This is a genomic window from Reyranella sp. (assembly GCF_050185545.1).
Lineage (GTDB): Bacteria > Pseudomonadota > Alphaproteobacteria > Reyranellales > Reyranellaceae > Reyranella.
In genome coordinates, this window is record NZ_JBFWZI010000011.1 from 21,852 (window position 1) to 44,458 (window position 22,607).

Below are 22,607 nucleotides of genomic sequence, written 5' to 3' on the forward strand. Positions count from 1 at the left end.
GATGACATGGTCGATGCGGTGACCTCCAAGGTGGTGTTCGACGACCCGCACACCAGCGGCCCGGCCGAAGCCGAGACGATGCGCGTGCGCACCTTGTGGCGCGGCTGGCGGTGGGCGCTCATTACCCTTACCGGGGCGACAATCTTCCTCTGCATCAACCAGCAGTTCGCACTGCGGTTCTTCATCGGCTTCACGCCACTCAACACCGAGTATTTCTACCTGCTGATCCTGTGCATGCTGCCTTTCACCTTCCTGATCTTCCCGGGAAGCGAGAAGGCGCCGCTGACCAGGATCCCCTGGTACGACGTCGTGCTGTTCGCCGGCACCGCGGGTGCGTCGTTCTACCTGATGATCAACATCAGGAGGGCAGCCGAGCTGGGCTGGGAGTTCGGCGACCCGCCGCAATCGATCATCTGGGCGGGCTACGTGATGTGGCTCGTGCTGCTCGAGGCGCTGCGCCGCACCGGCGGCTGGAGCCTGATGCTTTGCGTCTTCCCCTTCACGGTCTATCCCCTTTTCGCGGGCGCGAGCTGGCTGGGACCGCTCAAGGGAAACCAGTCGACGCTCGAGCAGACGACTGCCTATCACGTGCTGTCGACCGAGAGCCTGCTCGGCATCCCGATCCAGGCCTTCGCCGACGTTGTGATCGGCTTCCTGGTGTTCGGAACGGCGCTAATGATGACCGGCGCCGGCAAGTTCTTCATCAACCTCGCCTTCGCGCTGTGCGGCACGTTCCGCGGCGGCGCCGCCAAGGTCGGCATCTTCGCCTCGGGCCTCCTCGGTATGATGTCGGGCAGCATCGTCAGCAACGTGCTGACCGCCGGCACCATGACCATCCCGACGATGAAGCGCACCGGCTTCGCCGCATCCTATGCCGGTGCCATCGAGGCCTGCGCCTCGACCGGCGCGGTGCTCGCGCCGCCCGTCATGGGCGCCACCGCCTTCGTGATGGCCCAGTTCATCGGCTCGACCTACGCCGAGGTCGCCTTGGCTGCCGTCATTCCGGCAGTTCTCTACTATGTCGGCCTGTTCATGCAGGTCGACTCCTACGCAGCGCGGCACGGCCTCAAGGGGCTGGAGAGGCGCGAGCTGCCGAGCCTCGGGCAGACTTTCCGCGAGGGCTGGTACTACGCCTTCGTCGTCGTCGTGCTGATCGTCATGCTGCTCTACTTCAAGCGCGAGAGCCACGCGCCGTTCTATGCCACGGCCCTGCTGCTGGTGCTGAACCAGTGGGAGCAGCCGGGTCGCTGGAAGCTCATCAACACCGTCGCGCTCGTGGTCGCCGTCGCTGCCACGATCCTCATGACAGTTCGCGGCGAGGCCTATGCAAAGGCCTTGGCGCTGCCGGCAGGCGCGTCCGGCGCCTTCGACGCCTGGATGAATGCGATCCTGCTGCCGATGCTCGGCGGCATGCTGCTTCTGGTCGTGCTGAACGAGCTCGGCGGCGAGAAGCGATGGGGCCTGGCCAAGTACATCAGCTTCCTCGAGGCCAACGGCCGCACCTTCGTCGAGCTGGTCGGCATCCTCGCCGGCTGCGGCCTGCTGATCGGAGCGTTCTCGCTGACCGGTGTCATCTCCTCGCTCGCCAACGATCTGCTCTCTCTGGCCGGCAGCAATGCCCTGCTGCTGCTCGCGATGTGCGCCGTCACCAGCCTGATCCTCGGCCTCGGGCTGACGACGACAGCCTGCTACATCTTCCTCGCCATCCTGGTCGGCCCGGCCCTGGAGAAGCTCGGCCTGAACAAGATGGCCGTGCACATGTTCATATTCTATTGGGGGATGCTGTCGTCGATCACACCGCCCGTGGCCATCGCCTCCTTCGCCGCGGCAGGCATCGCCGGCGCACCGGCCATGAAGACCGGCTGGGAATCGATGTGGGTCGGCAGCATCATCTATTTCATCCCGTTCTTCTTCGTGGCCAATCCGGCGCTGGTGCTGCAGGCCGCCGTCCCAGGTGATCCCGTCCCGTACTTCGAGGCGCTCTATCTCGTGGTCACGGCCTTGGTCGGCACCGTATTCATCTGTGGCGGCATCCAGGGCTACCAGGCGGGCATCGGCGATCTCCGCGCCGCCGGCCCGCTCGAATGGCCACTGCGCGTGCTGCTGGTGATCGGCGGCCTGGTGCTGGCGACTCCGGGGGGCGGCATCATGCCTCTCGGCAACGCGATGATGGAGATTGTCGGCCTCGCCATCCTGGTGCCCACGGCACTGATCGCGCTGTTGTTCGTGCGGCGCGCGCGGACCGCCTGATCCGCCGAACCGTTGGTGTATCGCCCGGGCGAGCCGCTGGACTCGCCGCACGGCTCAGTACATCATCGCTGCAAATCTCGTGACGGGCCAACCGTCGCCGAGGCCAGGGAGCGGACGTCAGGGCACGCGTGGGGCGCGTTCCACCGCAATTGATCGCAACCCGCTGTCGTCTCCAGGCAGGAGCGACGGTAAGCGTGGAAGCGTGCGTCCCTTGTTTGGCCTCGCGAGTTCGAACGCAGGGAAGATCAACGGAGGAACGCCGATGCTTTGTAGAATGATCGTCACGACAAGCGTGCTGGCGGCAGCCGTCCTCGGCGCCGGCTCGGCCGGGGCGCAGGACGTCAAGCTGCCTGAGACACTCACCTTGACCGCTTACGACACCGGTACGTCGGGCTTCAACATCGCCGTCGCGGTCGGCAAGGTCTTCAAGGAAAAATACAAGAGCGACTTGCGGGTTCTGCCGGCGGGCAACGATATTGCCCGGCTGGCGCCGGTCAAGGGTGGTCGCGCGCAGGCTTCCGCGATGGGGATCGGCGGCTACTTCGCCTCGGAGGGCGTCTTTGAGTTCGCCATCAAGGAATGGGGCCCGCAGCCGCTGCGCCTGCTGCTGTCGGCGGCGTCGTGCAATGGCATCACCCTCAATGTCGCCAAGGATACTGGCGTCAAGGAGGTCAAGGACCTCAAGGGCAAGCGCATCGGCAGTGTCGTCGGCTCGCCGGCGCTCAACCAGAACGCCTATGCCATTCTGGCTTTCGGCAACCTGACCAAGAGCGACGTGAAGTTCGTCGAATTCTCCAGCTTCGGCGCCATGTGGAAGGGCATGATCAACAACGAGGTCGACGCCGCCATCGCCTCGACCATCACCGGCCAGGTTCGCGAGCTCGAGACATCGCCGCGCGGGGTCGTCATGCCGCCTACTCCCGCCTCGGACAAGGCCGGTTGGGAGCGCATGCAAAAAATCGGCCCCTACTTCTATCCCCACAAGGTGACATGCGGCGCGGGCGGGCTCAGCCCGACGAATTCTCTCGAGCTGCCGACCTATCCCTATCCGATCTTCATGGCCTACGCCTCGCAGAAGCCGGATCTGGTCTATTCGATGACCAAGTCGATGATCGTCGACTACAACCTGTACAAGGACAGCGCACCGGGCGCCGACGGCCTCGAGGTCAAGCGCCAGATCCTGAACTGGGTGCTGCCCTATCACGAAGGGGCGGTGAAAGCGCTCAAGGAGGCCGGTGTGTGGACGGCCGAAGCGCAGAAGCACAACGACATGCTGGTGAAACGCCAAGACACGCTCGGCAAGGCATGGGCCGAGTTCAACAAAGCCAATCCACCCGCCGACAAGGACGCCTATGCCAAAGCCTGGATGGCGGCTCGCAAGACGGCGCTCGAGAAGGCCGGCATGCCGGCAGTCTTCGAGTAGCTGTGATCGAGTAGCGGTCGCCCGCCGGGGCGGCGCGATCGGTTGACGTCTGCAGAGCGGCACGATCCCATGGTCGTGCCGCTTGGCAATCCGGCATAGCGGCGGTCGCTCAGGCATTCTTGTCCCTGACGATGCGGACGCGCTATTGCTGCGCCAATCACGTCGGTGAGCGACAAACAGCGGAGGAAACGGGTCCATGGCAGGTGTCCTGGAGGGTGTTCGCGTTCTCGATTTCGGCCGCTACATCGCCGGTCCGTTCTGCGGCACCATGCTGGGCGATCTCGGCGCCGAGGTGATCCGCATCGAGAAGCTGGATGGCAGCGAGGACCGCTGGGTGACGCCGGTGGTCGAAGGCGGCGAAGGCGCCATGTTCCTCCAGATGGGGCGCAACAAGCTGGGGCTGACGCTTAACCCGATGAAGCCTGCGGGCCGCGAGATCGTGAAGAAGCTGATCGCGGTGTCGGACGTCGTCATCGCCAACCTGCCGTACGAGACGCTGCAGGAGATGGGCATCGACTACGAGTCGATCTCCGCCATCAATTCGCGCATCATTCTCGCCACCACCTCGTGCTTCGGCTCGGAAGGCCCCTACGCCACCCGCGTCGGCTTCGACACGATCGGCCAGGCCATGTCAGGCGCCATGTTCCTGTCGGGCGACGGCAAGGTGCCGACGCGCATGAACGCGCCCTACGTCGATTTCGGCACCGCGCTGCTCAACACGGTGGGCGTGCTCGCCGCGCTGATGGATCGTGCCAAATCAGGCAAGGGCCAGAAGGTCGAGACTGCACTGCTGCGTACCGCGGTCAACATCACCAACGGCCACCTGATCGAGCAGGCGATGCTCAACCTCAATCGAATCGCCACCCTTAACCGCGGCTTCACCGCCGGCCCGTCCGATTCCTACAAGTGCCAGGATGGCTGGATCTACGCCATGACCATCGGACAGCCGCTGTTCGTGCGCTGGTGCAAGCTGATGGGCGACGAGAGCCTGCTGAAAGACCCGCGCTTCAAGGACGATCTGGCGCGCGGCGACAACGGCGAGGCGCTGTCGGCCATCATGCAGAAATGGTGCGATGCGCGCACGGTCAAGCAGGCCCTGGCCGAGCTCGAGGCCAACCGCATTCCAGCCGGCCCGGTCTACACGCCCCAGCAGGCGCTCGACGACCCGCACATCCAGCAGGCCAATTTCATGCACGGCATGGACTACCCCGGGGCTGCCAAGCCGGTGCCGATCCTGCAGGAGCCGGTGCGGCTCTCGCGGACACCGTTGAGCATCCGCCGCCGTGCGCCGCAGCTTGGCGAGCACACGAATCAGATTCTGGAGGAGCTGGGTTACGACGCGGCCGCCATCAAGAAGCTTCGGGCAGACCGGGTCGTCTGAACATTCAGTTCCGGCGTGATCCCGAGGGCCGTCTCAGTCTATAGTGGGTGAGGGTCAGAGGAGACATATGCGCAGTCTCACAGCAACCTTCGCACTGATCGTATCAGGTACCGCCGCCACTCCTGCCGCGACCCAGGAGTTCCCGTACGGCCAGAACCTGACCTTCGACGTTTATCGCAACGGCCAGCCGATCGGCCAGCACACGCTCGTGTTCCAGCACGATGGAAGCAAGCGGACGGTGACCATTGCCGTCGACCTCACCGTCAGGGCGCTGGGCATCGTCGCCTATCGCTACCAGCACAACAGCAGGGAAGTCTGGAGCAACAATGCGCTCCAGGCGCTCGAAGCGCGCACCGACGACAACGGCCAGAAATACGTCGTAAACGTAAAGCGCGGCGGCGATGGCCTTACGGTAGAGCGGCAGTCGACTGCGGCCACTGGCGGTGCGGCGGCGACCAGCGATCAAGGATTGCAGCCTTCGACCTTTGCGCGCGAGGTTCTGCCGGCCAGCCTGCTGCCGACGACCCATTGGAACGTGAGTCAGGTCGGCCAGTCGACGTTGCTCAACACCCAGTACGGCACCAAGTCGAAGACGCAGATCAGGACGGTCGGTCGCGAGCCCGTCAAGTTTGCGAACGGCAGCGTCGTGCAGGCTACGCGCTACCGATATGCCGGTGACATCCGCATGGACCAGTGGTTCGACGAGCGCGGCCGATGGGTGAAATCAGCGTTCCCGGCGCACGACGGCTCGTCAATCGAATACGTCCTGCGCGAATGACCCCCGTCCAGCGCTTCGAACGTCTGGCCGACCTCCTCGCCGCCGACCTCGATCTGCGCCGGCGCGGCCGCTGGGTCGACACCGAGTGCCGGGTCGAGATCGGCGCCGAACCTTTCCATCTCGTGATCCGCGGTGGCGAGCTCGAAGAATTCGCGCACGGTCCACGCCTGATGCGCTCGGTCGCCTTCTCGGTCCGAGGCAGCGAAGAGGCGTGGCAGCGCCATTGGCAGCGCGTCCCCGAGCCCGGGTGGCACGACCTCTTCGCGCTCACCAAGCGTGGCGTCGCAGCACTCGACGGCGATCTGCGGCCGCTGCTGCAGAACCTGCAGTACTTCAAGGATTTGCTGGCTCTCCCCCGCCGGCTGTCGGAGGGCAACTGAGCCATGGCGCCTGCCTTCGAACCGATGGTCGGCCGCTACCTGCGGACGATGATCGACGGTGTCCCGCACCGGATCTACTTCGAGGAGGCGGGACAAGGCATCCCGCTCGTGTGCCTGCATACCGCCGGCGCCGACGGCCGCCAGTATCGCCATCTGATGGCCGACCCCGAGGTCACCCGCCGCTTCCGCGTGCTGGCGTTCGACATGCCGTGGCACGGCAAGTCGACGCCGCCCGATGGATGGCAAAAGGACGAGTATCGGCTGACCACGGCCACCTACACGTCGACGATCCGTGCCTTCTGCGAGACCATGAAACTCGACCGGCCGGTGGTGATGGGTTGCTCGATCGGCGGCCGCGTCGTGCTCAATCTCGCGATTGCCCACGCTTCCGAGTTCCGGGCGCTGATTGCCCTGGAGGCAGCCGACTTCCAGCAGCCTTGGTACGACACCGCCTGGCTGCATCGTCCCGACGTGCATGGCGGCGAGGTGTGCGCCGCCCTGGTTTCCGGCCTGGTGGCGCCGCAGAGCCCGCCGGCGAGCCGGCATGAAACGCTGTGGATGTACATGCAGAGCGGTCCGGGCGTGTTCAAAGGCGACCTCTACTTCTATCGCGTCGACGGCGACCTGCGCGACAAGGTCAAGGCGATCGACACCAACGTGTGCCCGCTCTACCTGCTGACCGGCGAGTACGATTTCTCCTGCACTCCGGAGGACACGCTGCGCACGGCCCGCCACATCCCGGGCGCCGAGGTCCAGATCATGAAGGAGCTCGGCCACTTCCCGATGAGCGAGTACCCGGCGAAGTTCCGCGAGTACATCCTGCCGGTGCTGGAGAGGATTGCCACGACGTCATAGGTCTTCATGGTCTTCCTCTTCCGGACCGCGAGCGTCTCGCTCGCTCATGGGATGGATGAGCGAGCGAGACGCTCGCGGTCCGGAAGACCATGAGCCTTACAGCACCTGGAACACCTCGTAGACCGGGCCGGTGGGATCGCGGCGGCCGGTGGCGACGGCGACGATGCGATTGAGAAAACGGTACTTCTCCGACGAGGTCTCGAAGCAGGGTGTGGTGCGGAAGTAGTACTGCGCCGGGTCGACCGGCTCGCCGCGGTTGAGCTGCTCCATCACGAAGGCTGGACCGTGCCGCATGCCGCGATAGCTCATGTAGACCAGATGGTCGTCGTCGGTCTTGAGCGTGATGCGCACGTCGAGCATCAGGATGCCGTCCCGCCGCAGCAGCAGCCAGTCGCCGCCGGGCGCCGGCAGCACCGTGCCCCGCAGTTCCTCGCCTTCGAACGTGCCGCCGGTGACGCTGGCGATGCGCCGCCGGCCGTATGGCGTCTCGCCGACGTCGATGAAATTCGGATCGACTGTGAGGCGGAGCGTGAACAGGTGGGACGTACGAAGCGTCGGTTCGGTCATTCTCGCCTCAAATCCTGGCGTTGCGGCCCGCCCAGTAGGGCTCACGCAAGTCGCGCTTCATGACTTTGCCGATGGTGCTGCGAGGCAGCGAATCGCGCAACTCGACTCCCACCAGGCGCTGCGTCTTGCCGAGCTGGCCGTTGGCCCAGTCGCGGATCTCAGCCTCGCTCACCGATGCACCGGCTCGGCGCACGCAGAGCGCAATCGGCGATTCACCCCACTGCTCGCTCGGGATGCCGATCACGGCGACATCGATCACGTCGGGATGCCTGAGCAGCAGCACCTCGATATCGGCAGCGTAGACGTTGAAGCCGCCGGAAATGATCATGTCTTTCTTGCGATCGAGCAGCACGACGAAGCCGTCCTCGTCGATGCGTCCCATGTCGCCCGATTTGAGGAACAGTCGACCCGCGGCGTCGTGCCAGAACAGGTCGCGCGTCTTCTCAGCCTGCTTGTAGTAGCCCTTCATCATCAGCTCGGCGCGGCCGGCTAGTTCGCCGACCTCGCCCTGCGGCAGCACCTTGCCCTGTTCGTCGAGCACGACGATCTCGCTGCCCAGGCCCGGCTTGCCGACAGTGTGGAGCTTGTCCGGGAAAAGATTGGCCTCCAGCGTGCACGCCGCGCCGCCTTCGGTTAGCCCATAGATCTCGATCAGGCGGCCCGGCCAGCGCGCCACGCAGTCGGCCTTGATCTGGGCGCGCAGCGGCGCGCTGGTCGACAGCTTGGCTTTGAAGGAGCCGAGGTCGTACTTGCCGAAGTCGGGATGCGCCAGGATGCGCTGGTATTGTACCGGCACCAGCATGGCGTGGGTGACCCGCTCGCGCTGGGCGATCTCGAGGAACTTCACCACGTCTGACCGCGGCATCAGGATAGTCGTGCCGCCGAGACCAATGGTTGCGAGAACGGCGACCAGGGTAGTGTTGGAATAGAGCGGCGTCGAGGCGAGCGAGATCGTGTCCGGCCCGTAGTCGAACGCCGCGAAGCGCGCCGCCGTCATGTCGCGCATGACGTGACTGTGCAGGATGCCTTTGGGCAGCCCGGTCGTGCCCGAGCTGTAGATGATGTTGAAGTCGTCGAGCGCGCCGATCGGCTGCGCGAACGGCGCGTCGCACGCCGGCGCCAGCCACGCTTCATATCCTTGCCACCCGCCACGCGCGAAATCGAAGGCGATACGGCCGCCCTCGATCAGCTTGGCGAGGCACGCCTCAATGGGCTCGACCAGGCTGCGATACTGGTCCGACAGGAAAAGGACCTTGGCATCGCAATCATCGAGCATCTTCTCCAGCGCATCGGCCGCCGCCATGGTCGACAGCGGCACCACGCAAGCGCCGGCCCGAAGGCCACCCATGAACGTCTCGAGATACTCGACCGAGTTGGCCGCCAGGATGGCGATCTTGTCGCCGCGGCCAACGCCCATGCCGGCCAGCGCATGCGCCACCTTGTCGACCCGGCGATCGAAGTCGCGCCAATTCAGGGCCCTGTCCTCACAGACGACCGCCCGCTTGTCGGGCCAGGCGCGCGCGTTCTGCGCCACGCGCACGGGGATCGACGCGAACTCCGGGAAGTCGTCCAGGGTCGGCTGCGGCACGAGCACGCTGTCGGGACTCATGCCGACAATCCTACTTCTTCGGCTCGACCTTCTCGACCGGGCCGCCGGCCTTCTTCCAGGCCCCGAACCCGCCTTCGAAGTGAGCCACGGGCGTCAGCCCCATGTCCTGTGCCGTCTTGGTGGCGAGCGCCGAGCGCCAGGCGCCGGCGCAGAAGAACACGAACTTGTTGCCGCTCTGGAAGTATTCCTTGGCGTAGGGACTCTGCGGATCGATCCACATCTCGAGCATGCCGCGCGTGACATTGATGGCGCCGGGAATCGTGCCGTCGCGCCACAGCTCGCGCGGATCGCGGATGTCGATGAAGGTGACGCCGGGCTGGCCATGAATCTTGATCGCCTCGGCGAGCGGCAGGGTCTCGATCGCTGCATTGGCCTCGTCGACCATCTGCTTCACGGTCTTCTTGATCTCGAGGGGCATGGTCCTTCTCCGGTGGGCTGATTCGTTCAGGGTAATTTAGGGCTTCGAGCTGAATGGGTGCCACAGAAACTCATGATCTTCCGGACCGCGCGTCCCGCCCGCTCGGCTCAAATCATGAGCGGGCGGGACGCCCGCGGTCCTGAAGACCATTCCCCTTCGTCCTCGTATGACGGCGACACCTCCCCAGCAAAGCACCAGCAAAGCTGGGGCGGAGGATGAATCTCACCGCTCGGGCACATGGTCGGCGAGCTCGCGCAGCCAGACGTCGGGACTGCCGTCCGACGGCGCGCGCCAGTCGCCACGCGGCGACAGCGATCCGCCCGACGAAATCTTCGGCCCATTGGGCAACGCCGAGCGCTTGAACTGGTTGGTAAAGAAGCGGCGCAGGAAGTGCCCGAGCCAATGACGAATCTCCTCGAGCGTGTAGGCGCGCCGCGTGCCGGCCGGCAGGTTGGCCGGCCAAACGCCCTTCTCGACGTCGTGCCAGGCATGCCAGGCAAGGAACGCGATCTTAGACGGCCGGTAGCCGAGCCGCGTCAGGTAGAAGAGATTGAAATCCTGCAGCGAGTACGGACCCACGGACTGCTCGGTCGACTGAATGGTGCCTGAGGCGCCTACGGGAATCAGCTCGGGCGAGATCTCGGTGTCCAGAATGTCGTGCAGGACAGCCGCCGTCTCCTTATCGACGTCGCCCGACGCGGCGACGAAGCGGATCAGGTGCTGGATCAGCGTCTTGGAGACCGAGCCGTTGGGATTGTAGTGCGACATGTGATCGCCGACGCCGTAGGTGCACCAGCCAAGCCCCAGTTCGGAGAGGTCGCCCGTCCCCACCACCATGCCGCGCTGCTGGTTGGCGAGGCGGAACAGGTAGTCGGTGCGCAGCCCTGCCTGCACGTTCTCAAAGGTGATGTCGTAGACCGGCTCGCCCTTGGCAAAGGCATGACCAATGTCGCCCAGCATCTGGCGCGCCGCCGGCTTGATGTCGATCTCGCCCGCCGTCACGCCGAGCGCCTTCATGAGGCGCCAGGCGTTGCGATAGGTCTTGTCGGTCGTGCCGAAACCCGGCAGGGTGTAGGCGAATATGTTCCTGCGCGGCAGGCCGAGCTGATCCATCGCCCGGCAGACGACGATCAGCGCCTGCGTCGAATCGAGGCCGCCTGACACGCCGATGATCGCCCGCTCGGTGCGGCTCGAATGCAGACGCTGGGCCAAGCCCTGGATCTGGATGTTATAGGCCTCGTAGCAATTGTCGCGCAGCTTGGCCGGGTCCGAGGGCACATAGGGAAAGCGCTCGATGGGCCGTTCCAGCCCGACGCCGGCTGCCGGCGCATCGAGCACGAAATCGACCTTGCGGAAGCGCCTGACCTTCTCGCCTTCCAGCATCGCGCAATCGGCGAAGCCGTTGTTGCGCAGCCGCTCCTGGCGGATGCGGCCGAGATCTACATCGGCGCGCACGATGGTCGATTCCTTCTCGAAGCGCGCCGACTCGGCGAGCTGGTCGCCGCACTCGTAGATCGCGGCGTGTCCGTCCCAGGCGAGATCGGTCGTCGACTCGCCCGGTCCCGAGGCCGAGTAGGCGTAGGCGGCGATGCCGCGCGCCGACTGGCTGCCGCACAGCAGGCGGCGCGCATCGGCCTTCCCGATGGTGATGTTGCTCGCGGAGAGGTTGACCAGGACCTCGGCGCCGGCCAAGGCGGCATGGCTCGACGGCGGCACAGGCACCCAGATGTCCTCGCAGATCTCGACGTGGAAGGTGAGCTTCACCGCGCCGGTCGAGCGGAACAGCATGTCGGTGCCGAACGGCACGTCGCGACCGGCCAGACTGATCGTGTGCTCGATCAGATTGGCGCCCGACACGAAGTGGCGCTTCTCGTAGAACTCGCGATAGTTCGGGAGGTAGGTCTTGGGCACGACGCCCAAGATGGCACCGCCCTGGATCACGATCGCCGAATTGTAGAGCCGGCCGGCCAAACGCAACGGCGCGCCGACGATCAGGACCGGAAACAGATCGCGCGACGCCGCGACCACCTCCGCGATCGAGGCCTCGACCTGGTCGAGCAAGGCATCCTGCAGCAGCAAATCCTCGATGGCGTAGGACGAGAGGCCGAGCTCCGGAAACACCATGATGGCGGCGCCTTCGCGATCGCCGAGGCGCGCCAGGCGGATGGTCTCGGCGAGATTGTAGGCAGCATCGGCGACGCGGGTACGCGGCACGCAACAGGCGACGCGCACGAACTCGTGCGAGTAGAGGGAGTAGAAGTCGGACAAGGGATGGTCGCCGTCGGTGATGGGGTGTCCGCGATTGAGCCTGCCTCCGCATTCCTGTCAAGTCGCGCCACGGGCGTTCGCCGCCTTGATCTGGATCAATGTCACCCGTGCCACTGCATGTCGCCCTGCGGGCAGTTGGACCGTCGCTTGCATGGTCGGGCGGGCGAGAACGGGCTGGACGAGGAGCGATGGATTTCCGCTACTACGCGCTTATTCGCCGGACGAAGGAAGGTTTGCTGGTCGGTTGGGTGCCGGATCTGCCCGGCGCGACGGCCTCCAGCTTCGTCGAGGAGGACGTCGTCCGCGAGCTGTCTCGTTGCGCTCGCGAGCTCCTTCGAAAGATCGCCAGCAAAGGACTGCCGAAACCGCGACCCAGTGCTGCCGATGCTCTTCCCTTTGGCGATCACCACGGCCCCTATCGAAGACTGCTGCTTGTGCTCGGGTGACCGAGCATGCCCATTAATCTCCTCGCCGGCTTCACCGATAGGAAGTAGACACATATCCAGTCCTCCCCGTCTTACGGGGGAGGTGCCCCCGAACGGGGGGCGGAGGGGAAAGGCTTCAAACGAGATCTTTGAGATTCTGACATCGGAATTGGATGGATTCCGAATGTCGGGGGATTCGAAATGTGTCCACTCTCTGGTAGCTTTGCCAGTGTGGAGAACACCAATCGCACCGGCGGGTCGGTGCCTCATATCCTTGATTTTGTTGGATTTCGGCGATGGTGGGCGCGACAGGGTTTGAACCTGTGACCCCTGCCATGTCAAGACAGTGCTCTACCGCTGAGCTACGCGCCCATCGCCGGGCGTGCGGTCGTCTACATCGCTGCCCTCCGGTTGGCAAGTATGCGAAGCATGGCGGTGTGCGTTACGGAGCGTGGGCACGCATGCCAGGCATGCCGCCGCACGTATGCGGGACGCGCAGCCGCACGTATGCTGGACGCGCAGCCGCACGGTGCGTGACGCGACCCGCGCCGCGCGCTATGAGAATTCAATGGAGTTTTCGCCCGTCGAGCCCGAGTCCTTGGCGTTGGATTGCCGACTGCCACATCGCCAGACCGCCCCCGTGGTCGTCGCCTCGCCCCACAGCGGGTCCCACTATCCCGCCTCTTTCCTGGCCGAAGCAGCGGTGCCGCTGGCGGCGCTGCGGCGGGCCGAGGACGCCTTCGTCGACGAGCTGTTCGCCATCGCCCCCGCGATCGGCATTCCCCTGTTGGCCGCGCGGTTTCCCCGCTCCTACGTCGACGCGAACCGGGAGCCCTACGAGCTCGACCCGGCGATGTTCGAGGGCCCCCTGCCGCGGCCGCTCAATCATCGCAGCAGCCGGGTTGCGGCGGGTCTCGGCATGATCCCGCGCGTGGCGGCGAGCGGCGAGCCGATCTACCGCACGCGTGTTTCCTCGGACGAGATCGAGCTGCGCCTGTCGTCGTGCTGGCGACCCTATCACGCCGCCTTGTCGTCGCTGGTCGAGCAGACCCACCGCACCTTCGGAAGCACTTTGCTGATCGACGCCCATTCGATGCCGTCCTCGGCCTCCGGCCTGGGGCCGCGCGATCGCGATCATCGCGTCGATATCGTGCTCGGCGACAATCATGGCGAGGCCTGCGCCTCATACCTGGTCGATTGGGTCGAGCGCTGGCTGGCTGGCCGCGGGCTTCGGGTGCAACGCAACCAGCCTTACGCCGGCGGCTTCACGACACAGCGTTACGGCCGCCCTGATGTCGGTCGGCACACTTTGCAAATTGAGATCAATCGCGCGCTCTACATGGACGAGCTGCGCCACGAGAAGCTGCCCACGGCGGGCATCGTCGAACGCCTGATGAGCCGACTGCTGGAGGAGCTGGCCAGCGAAGCCCTCTCCCAGCTGTCGCCCCGTCCCCTGGCGGCGGAGTAGGTGCGTCCACGCCGGGAGCGCGCCACTCCTGTGGCGCGCTCCCGGCGATGCGCAGAAAAAAAGGGCCGTGACAAGCACGGCCCGAGTTTAGGGAGGAAACGCCCAAGACGGGCATACAGCAAACACAGAGGCCGCCGAGGCGGCGTTTGCTGCCCGCTGAAAATGGTGCATCTGCGAAGAGATTTCAAGAGAAAAAAAAGCGTCTGAATTCACACATTTACCGCCTTTTCATCCTGTGATTTGGGTGTGTCTTTTTTGCAACGCACAATGCGGAAGGCTGGTCTGCAAATAGCGCAAGCCTGCGGGGACCACGCGACAGGCGGCGATTCGATAGATTGCTCAATGGCTTGACCAACCCAACGGGAGGACGACGTGGCGCGGAAATTCGTAGTGGCGATGATGATGCATGAAACCAACACATTTTCGCCCCTGCCCACCCCAATAGAGTCGTTCGCCCGATCCGGCGCCCTGTCCGGGGCGCCGGCGATCAAGGAGGCCGAAGGTACCAATACCTCGCTCGGCGGCTTCATCGAGGTGGCGCGCAAGGCCGGCGCCGAGTTCACCGTGCCGATGGCGGCCTCGGCCCATCCCTCCGGCCTGGTCACCAAGCCGGCATACGAGCAAATGACGACGGCGATCGTCGACGAGGTCACGAAGGGCTGCGACGCCGTCCTGCTCGCCCTGCACGGCGCCATGGTGGCCGAGCACCACGACGACGGCGAGGGGGAGCTGTTGAACCGCATCCGCAGGATCGCACCCGACGTGCCAATCGCGGTGGCGCTCGATTTCCACACCCAGATGACCGACGCCATGATCCGGGGCGCCACCATCATCACCGGCTACCGCACCTATCCCCACATCGACATGGCCGACACGGCCCGGCGCGCCGGGCGCACCCTGTTGCGGATGCTGGCGGGCGAGGTCGAGCCGCGCATGGTGTGGGGCAACCGGCCAATCATGAGCAGCTCGCTGGTCCACACACCGTCGCGCGAGCCGATGAAGACCCTCATGGACATGGCCAACCAGGCCGAGGACAGCGGCCAGATTCTCAACGCATCGGTGTTCGGCGGCTTCCCCCAGGCCGACATCCCTCACCTAGCCTTGTCCTCGGTGATCGTCTGCGACAAGCGGACGGCCGAAGGTGAAGTGCTGCTGAACAAGATCCTCGACACCGCCTGGGAGAAGCGCGAGGGCTTCCTGTTCCATCCCGAGAAGCTCTCGGTCCAGGTCGCGCGCGCCAAGGGGCTCGAGGGCGGGCCGATCGTCATGGCCGACCACGGCGACAACACCGCCTCGGGCGGCACGCAGGACGTCATGAGCGTCGTCGAGGAGGCCATCAATCAAGGCCTCGAGGATGCCTGCGCCGGCCCGATCTGCGACCCTGCCTGCGTCGATCAGATGATCAAGGCTGGCGTCGGTGCCGAGGTGACCCTGCAACTCGGCGGCAAGATCGACATGCCGGCCATGGGCCTCAAGGGCAAGCCGCTCAAAGTGACCGGCAAGGTCAAGGCGATCACCGACGGGCAATTCGTCGTCACCGGCCCGATGGCCACCGGCACCACCGTGCGCATGGGCCGCACCGCGGTGCTCGATACCGGCAAGATGCTGATCGTCGTGTCGGAGAGGAGGTCGGAGCCGTTCGACCTCGGCGTATTCACCCATTGCGGCATCGACCCGCGGCGTAAGAGGTACGTGCTGATCAAGTCGCGCCAGCATTTCCGGGCCGGCTTCGAGCCGATCGCCAAGCACATCGTCATGTGCGACGGCGACGGCTGCACCGCCTCCGACCTCGCCCTGTTCAAGTACACCAAGGTCAAGCGGCCGCTCTATCCGTTCGACCTCGACATGCGGCTCGGCCGCAACGAAGCCTAGGAGAGACACGATGGCAACCTATGACATCGTCATTCGAAACGGCCAGGTGGCCGACGGCACCGGCAAGTCTCTCTTCGTGGCGGACGTGGCGCTGAAGGGCGACCGCATCGCCGCGGTCGAGGCGCCGGGCAGCTTGCGCGGTGACAACGAAATCGACGCCGCGGGCAAGGTCGTGGCGCCCGGCTTCATCGACGTCCATACCCACGACGACACCGCCCTGATCGACAATCCGACCATGGCGATGAAGGCAAGCCAGGGTGTCACCACCGTCGTCTGCGGCAATTGCGGCGCCTCCGCCGCGCCGTTCGTGCGTGACGACATCGGCCATTTCCTGTCGCTGATCGTCAAGAACAAGGCCAACGTGTCGCGGAGCTTCGCCGAGTTCGTGGCCAAGGTCGATGCCGCCAGGCCCGCCATCAACGGGGCCTTCCTGATCGGTCATTCGACCCTGCGCTTCAACGCGCTCGGCAACGACCTGGCGCGCCAGGCGAGCGCGTCGGAGATCGCGACCATGCGCGAGTTGCTCGACCAGAGCCTCAAGCAGGGCGCCATCGGCATGTCGAGCGGCCTGTTCTATCCGCCCGCGATGGCAGCCTCAACCGACGAGGTTGCCGAGGTCGCCAAACCGCTCGGCAAGTGGGGTGGCGTCTATACCGCCCACATGCGCGACGAAGGCGATAACATCCTGAAGTCGATGGACGAGACCTTCGAGATCGGCCGCCGTGCCGGTGCGCCGATCATCGTCTCACATCACAAATGCTCGGGCCGCGCCAACTTCGGCCGCATGGCCGAGACGCTGCCCAAGTTCAGCGAGGCGATGAAGCAGCAGGAAATCGCCTTCGACGTCTACCCCTACATCGCCGGCTCGACGATCCTGCGCAGCGAGATGCTCGACCGCGCCGACAAGGTCCTGATCACCTGGTCGGACACGGTGAAGGACGTGAGCGGCCGCGACCTCGCCGACATCGCGCGCGAAATGGGCTGCTCGATCTACGAGGCCGCCGACCGGCTGCAACCCGCCGGCGCCATCTACTTCATGATGGACGAGAAGGATGTACAGAAGGCGATGGCCCATCCTGGCGCCATGATCGGCTCGGACGGCATCCCGTTCGACACCCATCCGCATCCGCGTCTGTGGGGCACCTTCCCGCGCGTGCTCGGCCATTATTCGCGCGAGCTCAAGCTGTTCCCGCTCGAGGACGCCGTGCGCCGCATGACGTCGTATTCGGCGGAGCGCTTCCGGCTCACGAAGCGCGGCGAGATAAAGCCAGGTTTCTATGCCGACGTCTGCGTATTCGATCCGGCGACCGTGATCGACACCGCGACCTTCGACAAGCCGATCTCGCCGGCAAAGGGCATCGACACGGTCCTGTGCAACGGCGCCATCGTCTGGCGCGACGGCAAGCCCGGCGAAGGCCGCGCCGGCCGCACGCTCCGGCGACAGGACCTGCAGGCCGAAGCGAAGGCGACCTAGGTTCCGCCTCCCCGTCATACGGGGGAGGTGCCCCGTCATACGGGGCGGAGGGGGAAAGCCCCACTCAGGATGTAGAAGATTCCGACGTCAGAATCGGAAGTATCGCGACTGCGGCCTTCCCCCTCCGGCACTGCCAGGCCACCTCCCCCGATTACGGGGGAGGAGAAGTAAGAGATCATCCTACAACCGCCAATCAGTCCGCGCCTTCGTCGCGGCGCGTCCGCTCCATGCGTTCGTGGCGCTCCTGCGCTTCGACCGACAAGGTGGCGATTGGGCGGGCTTCCAGGCGCTTCAGCGAGATCGGCTCGCCGGTCTCCTCGCAGTAGCCATAGGTGCCTTCCTCGATCGACTTCAACGCCTGGTCGATCTTGGAGATCAGCTTGCGAAAGCGGTCACGTGTACGAAGCTCGAGGGATCGGTCTGTCTCGGCGGTGGCACGGTCGGCGAGGTCGGGCTGCGCCAAGCTCTCTTCCTGCATATTCTGCAATGTCTGATTTGATTCCTCGACAAGCTCGGCTTTCCACTTGAGCAGCTTTTGTCGGAAGTATTCCTGCTGCATCGGATTCATAAAGGATTCGCGGTCCGTCGGCCGATAATTCTGCGGCAACGTAATCGACATCGTCGGCAACTCCACTCGCAGCTACTTCCCGCCTCAGGGGGAAAGACGGGTCCGTCAAGGCGCGCGGAGTATAGGGATGGCGAGCCGCCCTGCAACATCGTTCACGGTTGCCAACCATTACTTGTCGTGCACTGCAGCAAAACAGTCGGCAGGGATTTGGCCCGGAATGTGCAGGATTGTGACGCTACGGTGACCGACCCTATTGCACCGCATCAGCTACCCGCAGGCCGAGCAGGCGGGCGAAGGCGACAGAAAGATCGAACGCGCCATCGACCTGAAAGGCCGCTTCGGCGGCCCGCTCAATCGACCGTCCTGCCAGCAATTCCGCAACAAAGGCGGCCTCGCCGGCCGCCAGCTCGACAAAGGCCGCGTCGTCCGTGCGGCGGATGACGAGCAGGCGCGCGTCGCCCGAGTGCAGGTCGATCGAACCGCCTTCCGCCCCCGGCTGGCTGGCCAGCCAGATGCGTCCAAGCGGATAGCGCGAGGTGACGAGCGTCGTCCCAGGCGCCAGCGACAACGACATCGAGGGCAGCCGATCGGCCTCGATCACCGCAAGATCGGAGGGGCCAAGGCCTTCAACGCGGGACGCCTGGTACGCCACATTGAGGGCCCAGTCGAGGCGTGCGACATCGGCCAAGTAAGGCAGGTCGCTTGCCGGTCCATAGCTGGCGATGAAATCCGCCAAGCCCGCGCCATACTCGGCCAGAACAGGCTGCGTCGGCAGGCATTGCCGGACAAAGGCCCGTGCGAGCTGCCGGAAGAACTCCTCGCCGACCACCGCCTGCACGGTCGAGAACGTCGTCGCCAGCGCGGCGGCAAGGCTGTGCTGAACGTGATGCCGGTAGACGGCGAGGCGCGCTTCGGCCGGAATCCTATCACCGACCACGTGGGCGAGGAGCTCGGCCCGATCGGCGCCGACCAAGTGGCCCGCAAAAGCCCGCTGCAATTCAGGCAGCGTGAGCGGCATGACGAGCCCCTGGGGTCCCGGCGCGCGACATCGCCGCCGTAGCCCGTGCGGCTTCGTCGAGCAGGACGGCGAGCGGCGGGAGATCCGTGTCCCATTCGATCAGGGTTGGGCGGGCGCCGAAGCGCTCGATGGTCGCGTCGAACAGGTGCCACACGCCCTCGCTGGCGCGCGACCCGTGATCGTCGATCAGGATGGTCTCGCCGTCGGCGTCGTTCACGGCATGGCCGGCCAAGTGGTACTCGGTGATCGCATCGCCCGGCAGGTCCGCCAACCAAGCATGTGGATCCAGCCGCAGGTTATGCGCTGTCACGACAATGTTGTTGACGTCGAGCAACAGGCCGCAGCCGGTGCGCCGCACCAGCTCGCCGAGGAACTCCGGCTCGGTCAGGGTCGAATGGGCGAAGGCGAGATAACACGACGGATTCTCGATCGAGACGGGACGGCCGAGCGCGTCCTGCAGGCGCCCGACGTTGCGCACGACGACGTCGAGTGCCTCCTCTGTGCAGGGGAGCGGCAGAAGGTCGTTGAAGTAGCGCCCATCGAGCACGCTCCACGACAGGTGATCGGAGACCAGGGCCGGTTGCAGGCGGTCGACCAGCGCCACGACCCTGGCGAGATGACCTTCGTCGAGGCCCTCGGCCGACCCCAGCGACAGTCCCACCGCGTGAACGGAGAATTCGTAGTCGGCGCGCAGCCGCTCGACGCGCTGCAGCGCCGGCGACGCCGCAAGGTAGTTCTCGGCGTGGATCTCCAGGAACCCGGTCGCAGGCAGTTCTTGCGCGATCTCGACAAGATGCGGCGAACGCAGTCCGATTCCGACGGTGGGGGTCATGGGGTCAGGCCGTCTTCACTCATGCTCTCCTCCCGAGCTCCGCTGGGGAGGTGTCCGCGTCTTCGCGGACGGAGGGGTCATGGTTTGTGAGGTCCATGACCCCTCCGTCGCCGTAAGACGGCGACGCCTCCCCTGGGGAGGCGCAGTTTCTCACCCGGCGCTGAGCTTACCGCCGATCAGCTTGTCGCAGGTGCCCTTGGGAACCGAGATCCAGGCGTCGGCCTGGGCATCCTTTTTGGACGTGCCGGCGCACGACGACGAGGCGGTCTGACAGTCGTTCTTGCCGGCCTTCGCGACACCGTAGCACTTCTCCATGTTGCCCTGCGCCTGGGCGGCAGCCGGCAGGACGAGGGCGGCTGCGAGCGCCGAGGCGATTGCGATGCGAGTCGGTTTCATCGATGTCCTCCTGGTATGGGATGACGCGGCAAGCCTTATACGCCAGTTCCGGCTCACCATTCCTCACACGGCGGCTATCGTATCGATAGCCGGGAGTCACGAAAACTTGTTGGCGGCCATCCGTGCGAGCTGCCGCTCGGCGGCAGTCAGCGATTCCGGCGTGTTGACGTTCAGGAAGGCCTCCGGCGCGCCGGTCCAGACGAGCTCTGCCAGCCGGTGTCGGCCGGCGAACTCCTCGACCCGCCGCACCCCCTCGTCCAGCACGGCACGGCGAAGATCGGCGGCGAGCTTCACCGACCAGATCGCCAGCGTGTGCTCGCGCCGCCGACCATGACGGACCATCAGCACGTCCGGCTCTGGAACATGCATCAGGCCGCACAGCCTCACCGTGAGATCGAGCGGCAGGAACGGCACGTCGGCCGGCGCCGTCAGGATCCAGCCGGCATGGGGATGATGCCGGAGCGTCCATTCCATGCCGGCCAGGATGCCGGCCAGGGGTCCGAGCCGTCGACCATCGCGGCGCGCGGCACGCTGCAGGTCGGGCGGATCTGGAATGATCGGGACCTTGAGGGCGCGTGTTCCCGGCAAGGGATCGTTGGCCACCAGCACCAGGTCCATGACCTGCGGGCGCAGCCGCTCGACGACATGGGCGACCATCGGCCGGCCGCCGAGCCGGCGCAGCGGCTTCAGCACGCCCGGCCCCATGCGCCGCCCCTCGCCGCCGGCCAGCACCACGCCAACCACCGCCCCGGCGCGCACCGGACCAAAAACCTGCTTCGCCTTCGTCGTCATGCGCTGCACTATGCGGCCCGCAAGCGCCCAGACAAGGGGGAGGAAAACATGGCGTTCAGCGTTGCCAAGGCGGCCAGCTGGATTCATTCGGTTCACAAGGCACGCGCTGTCGTCGGCTGGTGGCCGGCCCAGTACACGATCGACGACGAGCGGACCGCCTACAAGGTCCAGGACGCGGTGCTGAAGAAGCTGGTGCCCAAGGAGGGCCCGCTGGTCGGCTACAAGATCGCCCTCACATCACCGCAAATCTGGGAGCAGACGGGGTTGCGCGGCCCCGCCTACGGCCCGATCCGTCGCAGGCGCGTGTTCGAGCACAAGGCCTCGGTGCGCGCCGATCGCTGGGCGCGGCTCGGCGTCGAGCTCGAGATCATCCTGACGGTCAACGCCGACGTCCCCGCCCCCAGGGGCAAGGACTACGACAAGGGCTCGATCGCGCCCTACGTCGGCGATGCGCGCGCCGGCTTCGAGCTGATCGACGACCGCGGCGCCGACTACAGCCGCCTCAGCGTCAACTGGCTGGTGATGGACGTCGGCTGGAACGGCGGCTCCCTGCTCGCCAGGCCGAACAAGGACTGGAGCAAGCTCGATCTCGGGAACCTGAACGGCTCAATTGCCTTCGACGGTACGGTGGTGCGCACGGGCCACTCGGGCGACGTGCTGGGCCATTGCTACAACTCGCTAGCCTGGCTCGCCAACAAGCTCGGCGAGCACGGCAAACGGCTCAGGAAGGGCATGATCGTTTCGACCGGCAGCATGGTCGCCTGCCAGTTCGTGCCGCCCGGCAGCACCGCCGTCGGCCGCGTCGAGGGACTCGGCGAGGTGACCCTTAAGTACGAGCTGCCGAAGTAGCCTTCATCGCCTCCATCTTCAGACCTCCCCGTAGTCGGGGGAGGTGCCCCGTCATACGGGACGCCCCTTCGGGGGCACCTCCTCCGGTTACGGGGGAGGGTAGGAGACGTGCCTCTCAGGCCAGCACCGCATCCCGCCGTAATCGTCGCCACGACAGGCGGTGCACGGTGTCGCGCCCTACGACCAGCGCATCGTAGTCGTCGGGGAAGAGCTGGGCGATGGCGGGGTCGAGGGCGTTCAGCCCGCCGGCATAGGCACCGAAGGCCGGCAGGATGAGGCGCCGCCCGTCGGTCAGGAAACAGCGCCGGCGCAGGCCGCGCCCGCGCACGGTGAGCGCGGCCACCGGATGGTAGTGACCTGAGATCTCGCCGTCGGCCGGACCGAATCGCGCTTCGTGGCGGAAGGTCAGCGGGCCCTCACCGAACTCCTCGGCAGTCTCACCCCACCCTGCCGGCGGCGGCGCCGGATCGTGGTTGCCGGCGATCCAGATGAAGCGCGAGAGAGAGGCGAGACGCACGATCTCGTGTCGCTCGGGTTCGGGCAGACGTGCCGCCGCGCCGCGATCGTGCAGGGAATCGCCGAGGCACATCACGGTCGCCGGGCGCCATGCCTCGATCAGGCGGGCGAGCAGGCCCAGCGTCTGCCGCGTGTCGTGGCGCGGCAGCAGCTTGCGTGCCGCAACGGCGTAGGACGAGCCCTTCTCCAGATGCAGGTCGGCGACCGCCAGAAGGCGCCGCGCGGGCCAGTACAGGGCGCCGGCCGGCAGGGCCTGCAGGCGCTCGCCGGCGCATTCGAAGTCGAACGGCGTCATGGATGGATAAGCACACGAGCGCCGGTCGGCACGAGCGGCCAGACCCCGCGCATCTCCCGGTTGGTGAGCGCAACGCGGCCGGAGGTCCAATCCCTGGCGGGCTGGCCGGTCCACCATTTGCGCAGTCCGTTGGGCTGACCGTGGGCGTAGACCTCCACCAGATCGGCTAGCTC

The 22,607-nt window shown here is 65.8% G+C and carries 21 protein-coding genes and 1 tRNA gene; 11 read left to right on the forward strand and 11 right to left on the reverse strand.

All coding sequences use genetic code 11. The features are described 5' to 3' along the window. The first annotated feature begins 6 nt into the window (after nucleotides 1-6). The 6 genes from AB7O82_RS04890 to AB7O82_RS04915 all read left to right on the forward strand — a co-directional run bounded on the left by AB7O82_RS04890 (nucleotide 7) and on the right by AB7O82_RS04915 (nucleotide 7,067). A complete protein-coding gene (locus AB7O82_RS04890) occupies nucleotides 7-2,250 on the forward strand; it encodes a TRAP transporter permease (RefSeq protein ID WP_428543711.1) in 2,244 nt (747 codons plus the stop codon). Nucleotides 2,251-2,512: 262 nt separating this feature from the next. Beyond that, nucleotides 2,513-3,673, forward strand: coding sequence for a TAXI family TRAP transporter solute-binding subunit (locus AB7O82_RS04895; protein ID WP_428543719.1), 1,161 nt, complete (start codon nucleotides 2,513-2,515; stop codon nucleotides 3,671-3,673). Nucleotides 3,674-3,869: 196 nt separating this feature from the next. Then, nucleotides 3,870-5,054, forward strand: a complete 1,185-nt coding sequence (locus tag AB7O82_RS04900; RefSeq protein ID WP_428543713.1) for a CaiB/BaiF CoA transferase family protein — start codon at nucleotides 3,870-3,872, stop codon at nucleotides 5,052-5,054. 67 nt (nucleotides 5,055-5,121) lie between these two features. Continuing rightward, nucleotides 5,122-5,832, forward strand: a complete 711-nt coding sequence (locus AB7O82_RS04905) for a DUF6134 family protein (RefSeq protein ID WP_428543715.1) — start codon at nucleotides 5,122-5,124, stop codon at nucleotides 5,830-5,832. Beyond that, nucleotides 5,829-6,212: a hypothetical protein gene (locus AB7O82_RS04910; protein ID WP_428543717.1), complete on the forward strand. Its 384-nt coding sequence runs from the start codon at nucleotides 5,829-5,831 to the stop codon at nucleotides 6,210-6,212. The genes AB7O82_RS04905 and AB7O82_RS04910 overlap by 4 nt, the downstream gene beginning before the upstream one ends. Before the next feature lie 3 nt (nucleotides 6,213-6,215). Next, entirely contained in the window at nucleotides 6,216-7,067 is an 852-nt protein-coding gene (locus AB7O82_RS04915; protein WP_428540088.1) for an alpha/beta fold hydrolase, read from the forward strand. Nucleotides 7,068-7,163: 96 nt separating this feature from the next. Here AB7O82_RS04915 and AB7O82_RS04920 read toward each other — a convergent pair whose 3' ends face one another. The 4 genes from AB7O82_RS04920 to AB7O82_RS04935 form a co-directional block, all read right to left on the reverse strand. Continuing rightward, nucleotides 7,164-7,634 (reverse strand): DUF3237 domain-containing protein, encoded by a 471-nt coding sequence (locus tag AB7O82_RS04920; protein WP_428540091.1) that lies wholly within the window; start codon nucleotides 7,632-7,634, stop codon nucleotides 7,164-7,166. A 7-nt stretch (nucleotides 7,635-7,641) separates the two neighbouring features. Beyond that, nucleotides 7,642-9,243, reverse strand: coding sequence for a class I adenylate-forming enzyme family protein (locus AB7O82_RS04925; RefSeq protein ID WP_428540094.1), 1,602 nt, complete (start codon nucleotides 9,241-9,243; stop codon nucleotides 7,642-7,644). A gap of 10 nt (nucleotides 9,244-9,253) precedes the next feature. Beyond that, a complete protein-coding gene (locus AB7O82_RS04930) occupies nucleotides 9,254-9,661 on the reverse strand; it encodes a rhodanese-like domain-containing protein (RefSeq protein WP_428540097.1) in 408 nt (135 codons plus the stop codon). A gap of 222 nt (nucleotides 9,662-9,883) precedes the next feature. After that, entirely contained in the window at nucleotides 9,884-11,929 is a 2,046-nt protein-coding gene (locus AB7O82_RS04935; RefSeq protein ID WP_428540100.1) for an NAD(+) synthase, read from the reverse strand. Nucleotides 11,930-12,117: 188 nt separating this feature from the next. Between AB7O82_RS04935 and AB7O82_RS04940 the strand changes: the two genes are divergently transcribed. Continuing rightward, nucleotides 12,118-12,375 (forward strand): type II toxin-antitoxin system HicB family antitoxin, encoded by a 258-nt coding sequence (locus AB7O82_RS04940; protein WP_428540103.1) that lies wholly within the window; start codon nucleotides 12,118-12,120, stop codon nucleotides 12,373-12,375. A gap of 276 nt (nucleotides 12,376-12,651) precedes the next feature. Here the strand turns inward: AB7O82_RS04940 and AB7O82_RS04945 are convergent. Beyond that, nucleotides 12,652-12,726 (reverse strand) — tRNA-Val (locus AB7O82_RS04945). A 196-nt stretch (nucleotides 12,727-12,922) separates the two neighbouring features. Between AB7O82_RS04945 and AB7O82_RS04950 the strand changes: the two genes are divergently transcribed. From AB7O82_RS04950 to AB7O82_RS04960, 3 genes are all read left to right on the forward strand, one after another. Next, nucleotides 12,923-13,822: an N-formylglutamate amidohydrolase gene (locus AB7O82_RS04950; protein ID WP_428618753.1), complete on the forward strand. Its 900-nt coding sequence runs from the start codon at nucleotides 12,923-12,925 to the stop codon at nucleotides 13,820-13,822. Nucleotides 13,823-14,194: 372 nt separating this feature from the next. Further along, nucleotides 14,195-15,694 carry a M81 family metallopeptidase gene (locus AB7O82_RS04955; RefSeq protein ID WP_428540109.1) on the forward strand — a complete coding sequence of 500 codons (1,500 nt, stop codon included), beginning with the start codon at nucleotides 14,195-14,197 and terminating at the stop codon, nucleotides 15,692-15,694. Nucleotides 15,695-15,704: 10 nt separating this feature from the next. Continuing rightward, nucleotides 15,705-17,168 (forward strand): N-acyl-D-amino-acid deacylase family protein, encoded by a 1,464-nt coding sequence (locus tag AB7O82_RS04960; protein ID WP_428540112.1) that lies wholly within the window; start codon nucleotides 15,705-15,707, stop codon nucleotides 17,166-17,168. A 193-nt stretch (nucleotides 17,169-17,361) separates the two neighbouring features. On the opposite strand, the gene dksA is transcribed toward AB7O82_RS04960, so the two are convergent. The 5 genes from dksA to mobA all read right to left on the reverse strand — a co-directional run bounded on the left by dksA (nucleotide 17,362) and on the right by mobA (nucleotide 20,774). Then, nucleotides 17,362-17,787, reverse strand: a complete 426-nt coding sequence (gene dksA / locus AB7O82_RS04965) for an RNA polymerase-binding protein DksA (protein WP_395713187.1) — start codon at nucleotides 17,785-17,787, stop codon at nucleotides 17,362-17,364. Between the two features lie 199 nt (nucleotides 17,788-17,986). Continuing rightward, on the reverse strand, nucleotides 17,987-18,754 hold the full coding sequence (locus tag AB7O82_RS04970; protein WP_428540115.1) for a putative DNA-binding domain-containing protein: 768 nt from the start codon (nucleotides 18,752-18,754) through the stop codon (nucleotides 17,987-17,989). Further along, entirely contained in the window at nucleotides 18,735-19,586 is an 852-nt protein-coding gene (locus tag AB7O82_RS04975; RefSeq protein WP_428540118.1) for a DUF692 domain-containing protein, read from the reverse strand. Before AB7O82_RS04975 ends, AB7O82_RS04970 begins: the two co-directional genes overlap by 20 nt. A gap of 150 nt (nucleotides 19,587-19,736) precedes the next feature. After that, nucleotides 19,737-19,982: a DUF2282 domain-containing protein gene (locus AB7O82_RS04980; RefSeq protein WP_428540121.1), complete on the reverse strand. Its 246-nt coding sequence runs from the start codon at nucleotides 19,980-19,982 to the stop codon at nucleotides 19,737-19,739. A 96-nt stretch (nucleotides 19,983-20,078) separates the two neighbouring features. Further along, nucleotides 20,079-20,774, reverse strand: coding sequence for a molybdenum cofactor guanylyltransferase (mobA, locus tag AB7O82_RS04985; RefSeq protein ID WP_428540124.1), 696 nt, complete (start codon nucleotides 20,772-20,774; stop codon nucleotides 20,079-20,081). A 48-nt stretch (nucleotides 20,775-20,822) separates the two neighbouring features. Here mobA and AB7O82_RS04990 point away from each other — a divergent pair, with 48 nt between their 5' ends. Beyond that, entirely contained in the window at nucleotides 20,823-21,623 is an 801-nt protein-coding gene (locus tag AB7O82_RS04990) for a 2-keto-4-pentenoate hydratase (RefSeq protein WP_428540127.1), read from the forward strand. A 115-nt stretch (nucleotides 21,624-21,738) separates the two neighbouring features. Here the strand turns inward: AB7O82_RS04990 and pdeM are convergent, their stop codons facing one another. Then, nucleotides 21,739-22,434 (reverse strand): ligase-associated DNA damage response endonuclease PdeM, encoded by a 696-nt coding sequence (pdeM, locus tag AB7O82_RS04995; protein WP_428540130.1) that lies wholly within the window; start codon nucleotides 22,432-22,434, stop codon nucleotides 21,739-21,741. Between the last annotated feature and the right edge of the window lie 173 nt (nucleotides 22,435-22,607).

Bases quoted from the DNA above. Each gene is read 5' to 3' on its own strand.
- AB7O82_RS04890 (WP_428543711.1), top strand. From the start codon at position 7: ATGGTCGATGCGGTGACCTCCAAGGTGGTGTTCGACGACCCGCACACC.
- AB7O82_RS04895 (WP_428543719.1), top strand. From the start codon at position 2,513: ATGCTTTGTAGAATGATCGTCACGACAAGCGTGCTGGCGGCAGCCGTC.
- AB7O82_RS04900 (WP_428543713.1), top strand. From the start codon at position 3,870: ATGGCAGGTGTCCTGGAGGGTGTTCGCGTTCTCGATTTCGGCCGCTAC.
- AB7O82_RS04905 (WP_428543715.1), top strand. From the start codon at position 5,122: ATGCGCAGTCTCACAGCAACCTTCGCACTGATCGTATCAGGTACCGCC.
- AB7O82_RS04910 (WP_428543717.1), top strand. From the start codon at position 5,829: ATGACCCCCGTCCAGCGCTTCGAACGTCTGGCCGACCTCCTCGCCGCC.
- AB7O82_RS04915 (WP_428540088.1), top strand. From the start codon at position 6,216: ATGGCGCCTGCCTTCGAACCGATGGTCGGCCGCTACCTGCGGACGATG.
- AB7O82_RS04920 (WP_428540091.1), bottom strand. From the start codon at position 7,634: ATGACCGAACCGACGCTTCGTACGTCCCACCTGTTCACGCTCCGCCTC.
- AB7O82_RS04925 (WP_428540094.1), bottom strand. From the start codon at position 9,243: ATGAGTCCCGACAGCGTGCTCGTGCCGCAGCCGACCCTGGACGACTTC.
- AB7O82_RS04930 (WP_428540097.1), bottom strand. From the start codon at position 9,661: ATGCCCCTCGAGATCAAGAAGACCGTGAAGCAGATGGTCGACGAGGCC.
- AB7O82_RS04940 (WP_428540103.1), top strand. From the start codon at position 12,118: ATGGATTTCCGCTACTACGCGCTTATTCGCCGGACGAAGGAAGGTTTG.
- AB7O82_RS04950 (WP_428618753.1), top strand. From the start codon at position 12,923: ATGGAGTTTTCGCCCGTCGAGCCCGAGTCCTTGGCGTTGGATTGCCGA.
- AB7O82_RS04960 (WP_428540112.1), top strand. From the start codon at position 15,705: ATGGCAACCTATGACATCGTCATTCGAAACGGCCAGGTGGCCGACGGC.
- dksA (WP_395713187.1), bottom strand. From the start codon at position 17,787: ATGTCGATTACGTTGCCGCAGAATTATCGGCCGACGGACCGCGAATCC.
- AB7O82_RS04970 (WP_428540115.1), bottom strand. From the start codon at position 18,754: ATGCCGCTCACGCTGCCTGAATTGCAGCGGGCTTTTGCGGGCCACTTG.
- AB7O82_RS04975 (WP_428540118.1), bottom strand. From the start codon at position 19,586: ATGACCCCCACCGTCGGAATCGGACTGCGTTCGCCGCATCTTGTCGAG.
- AB7O82_RS04980 (WP_428540121.1), bottom strand. From the start codon at position 19,982: ATGAAACCGACTCGCATCGCAATCGCCTCGGCGCTCGCAGCCGCCCTC.
- mobA (WP_428540124.1), bottom strand. From the start codon at position 20,774: ATGACGACGAAGGCGAAGCAGGTTTTTGGTCCGGTGCGCGCCGGGGCG.
- AB7O82_RS04990 (WP_428540127.1), top strand. From the start codon at position 20,823: ATGGCGTTCAGCGTTGCCAAGGCGGCCAGCTGGATTCATTCGGTTCAC.
- pdeM (WP_428540130.1), bottom strand. From the start codon at position 22,434: ATGACGCCGTTCGACTTCGAATGCGCCGGCGAGCGCCTGCAGGCCCTG.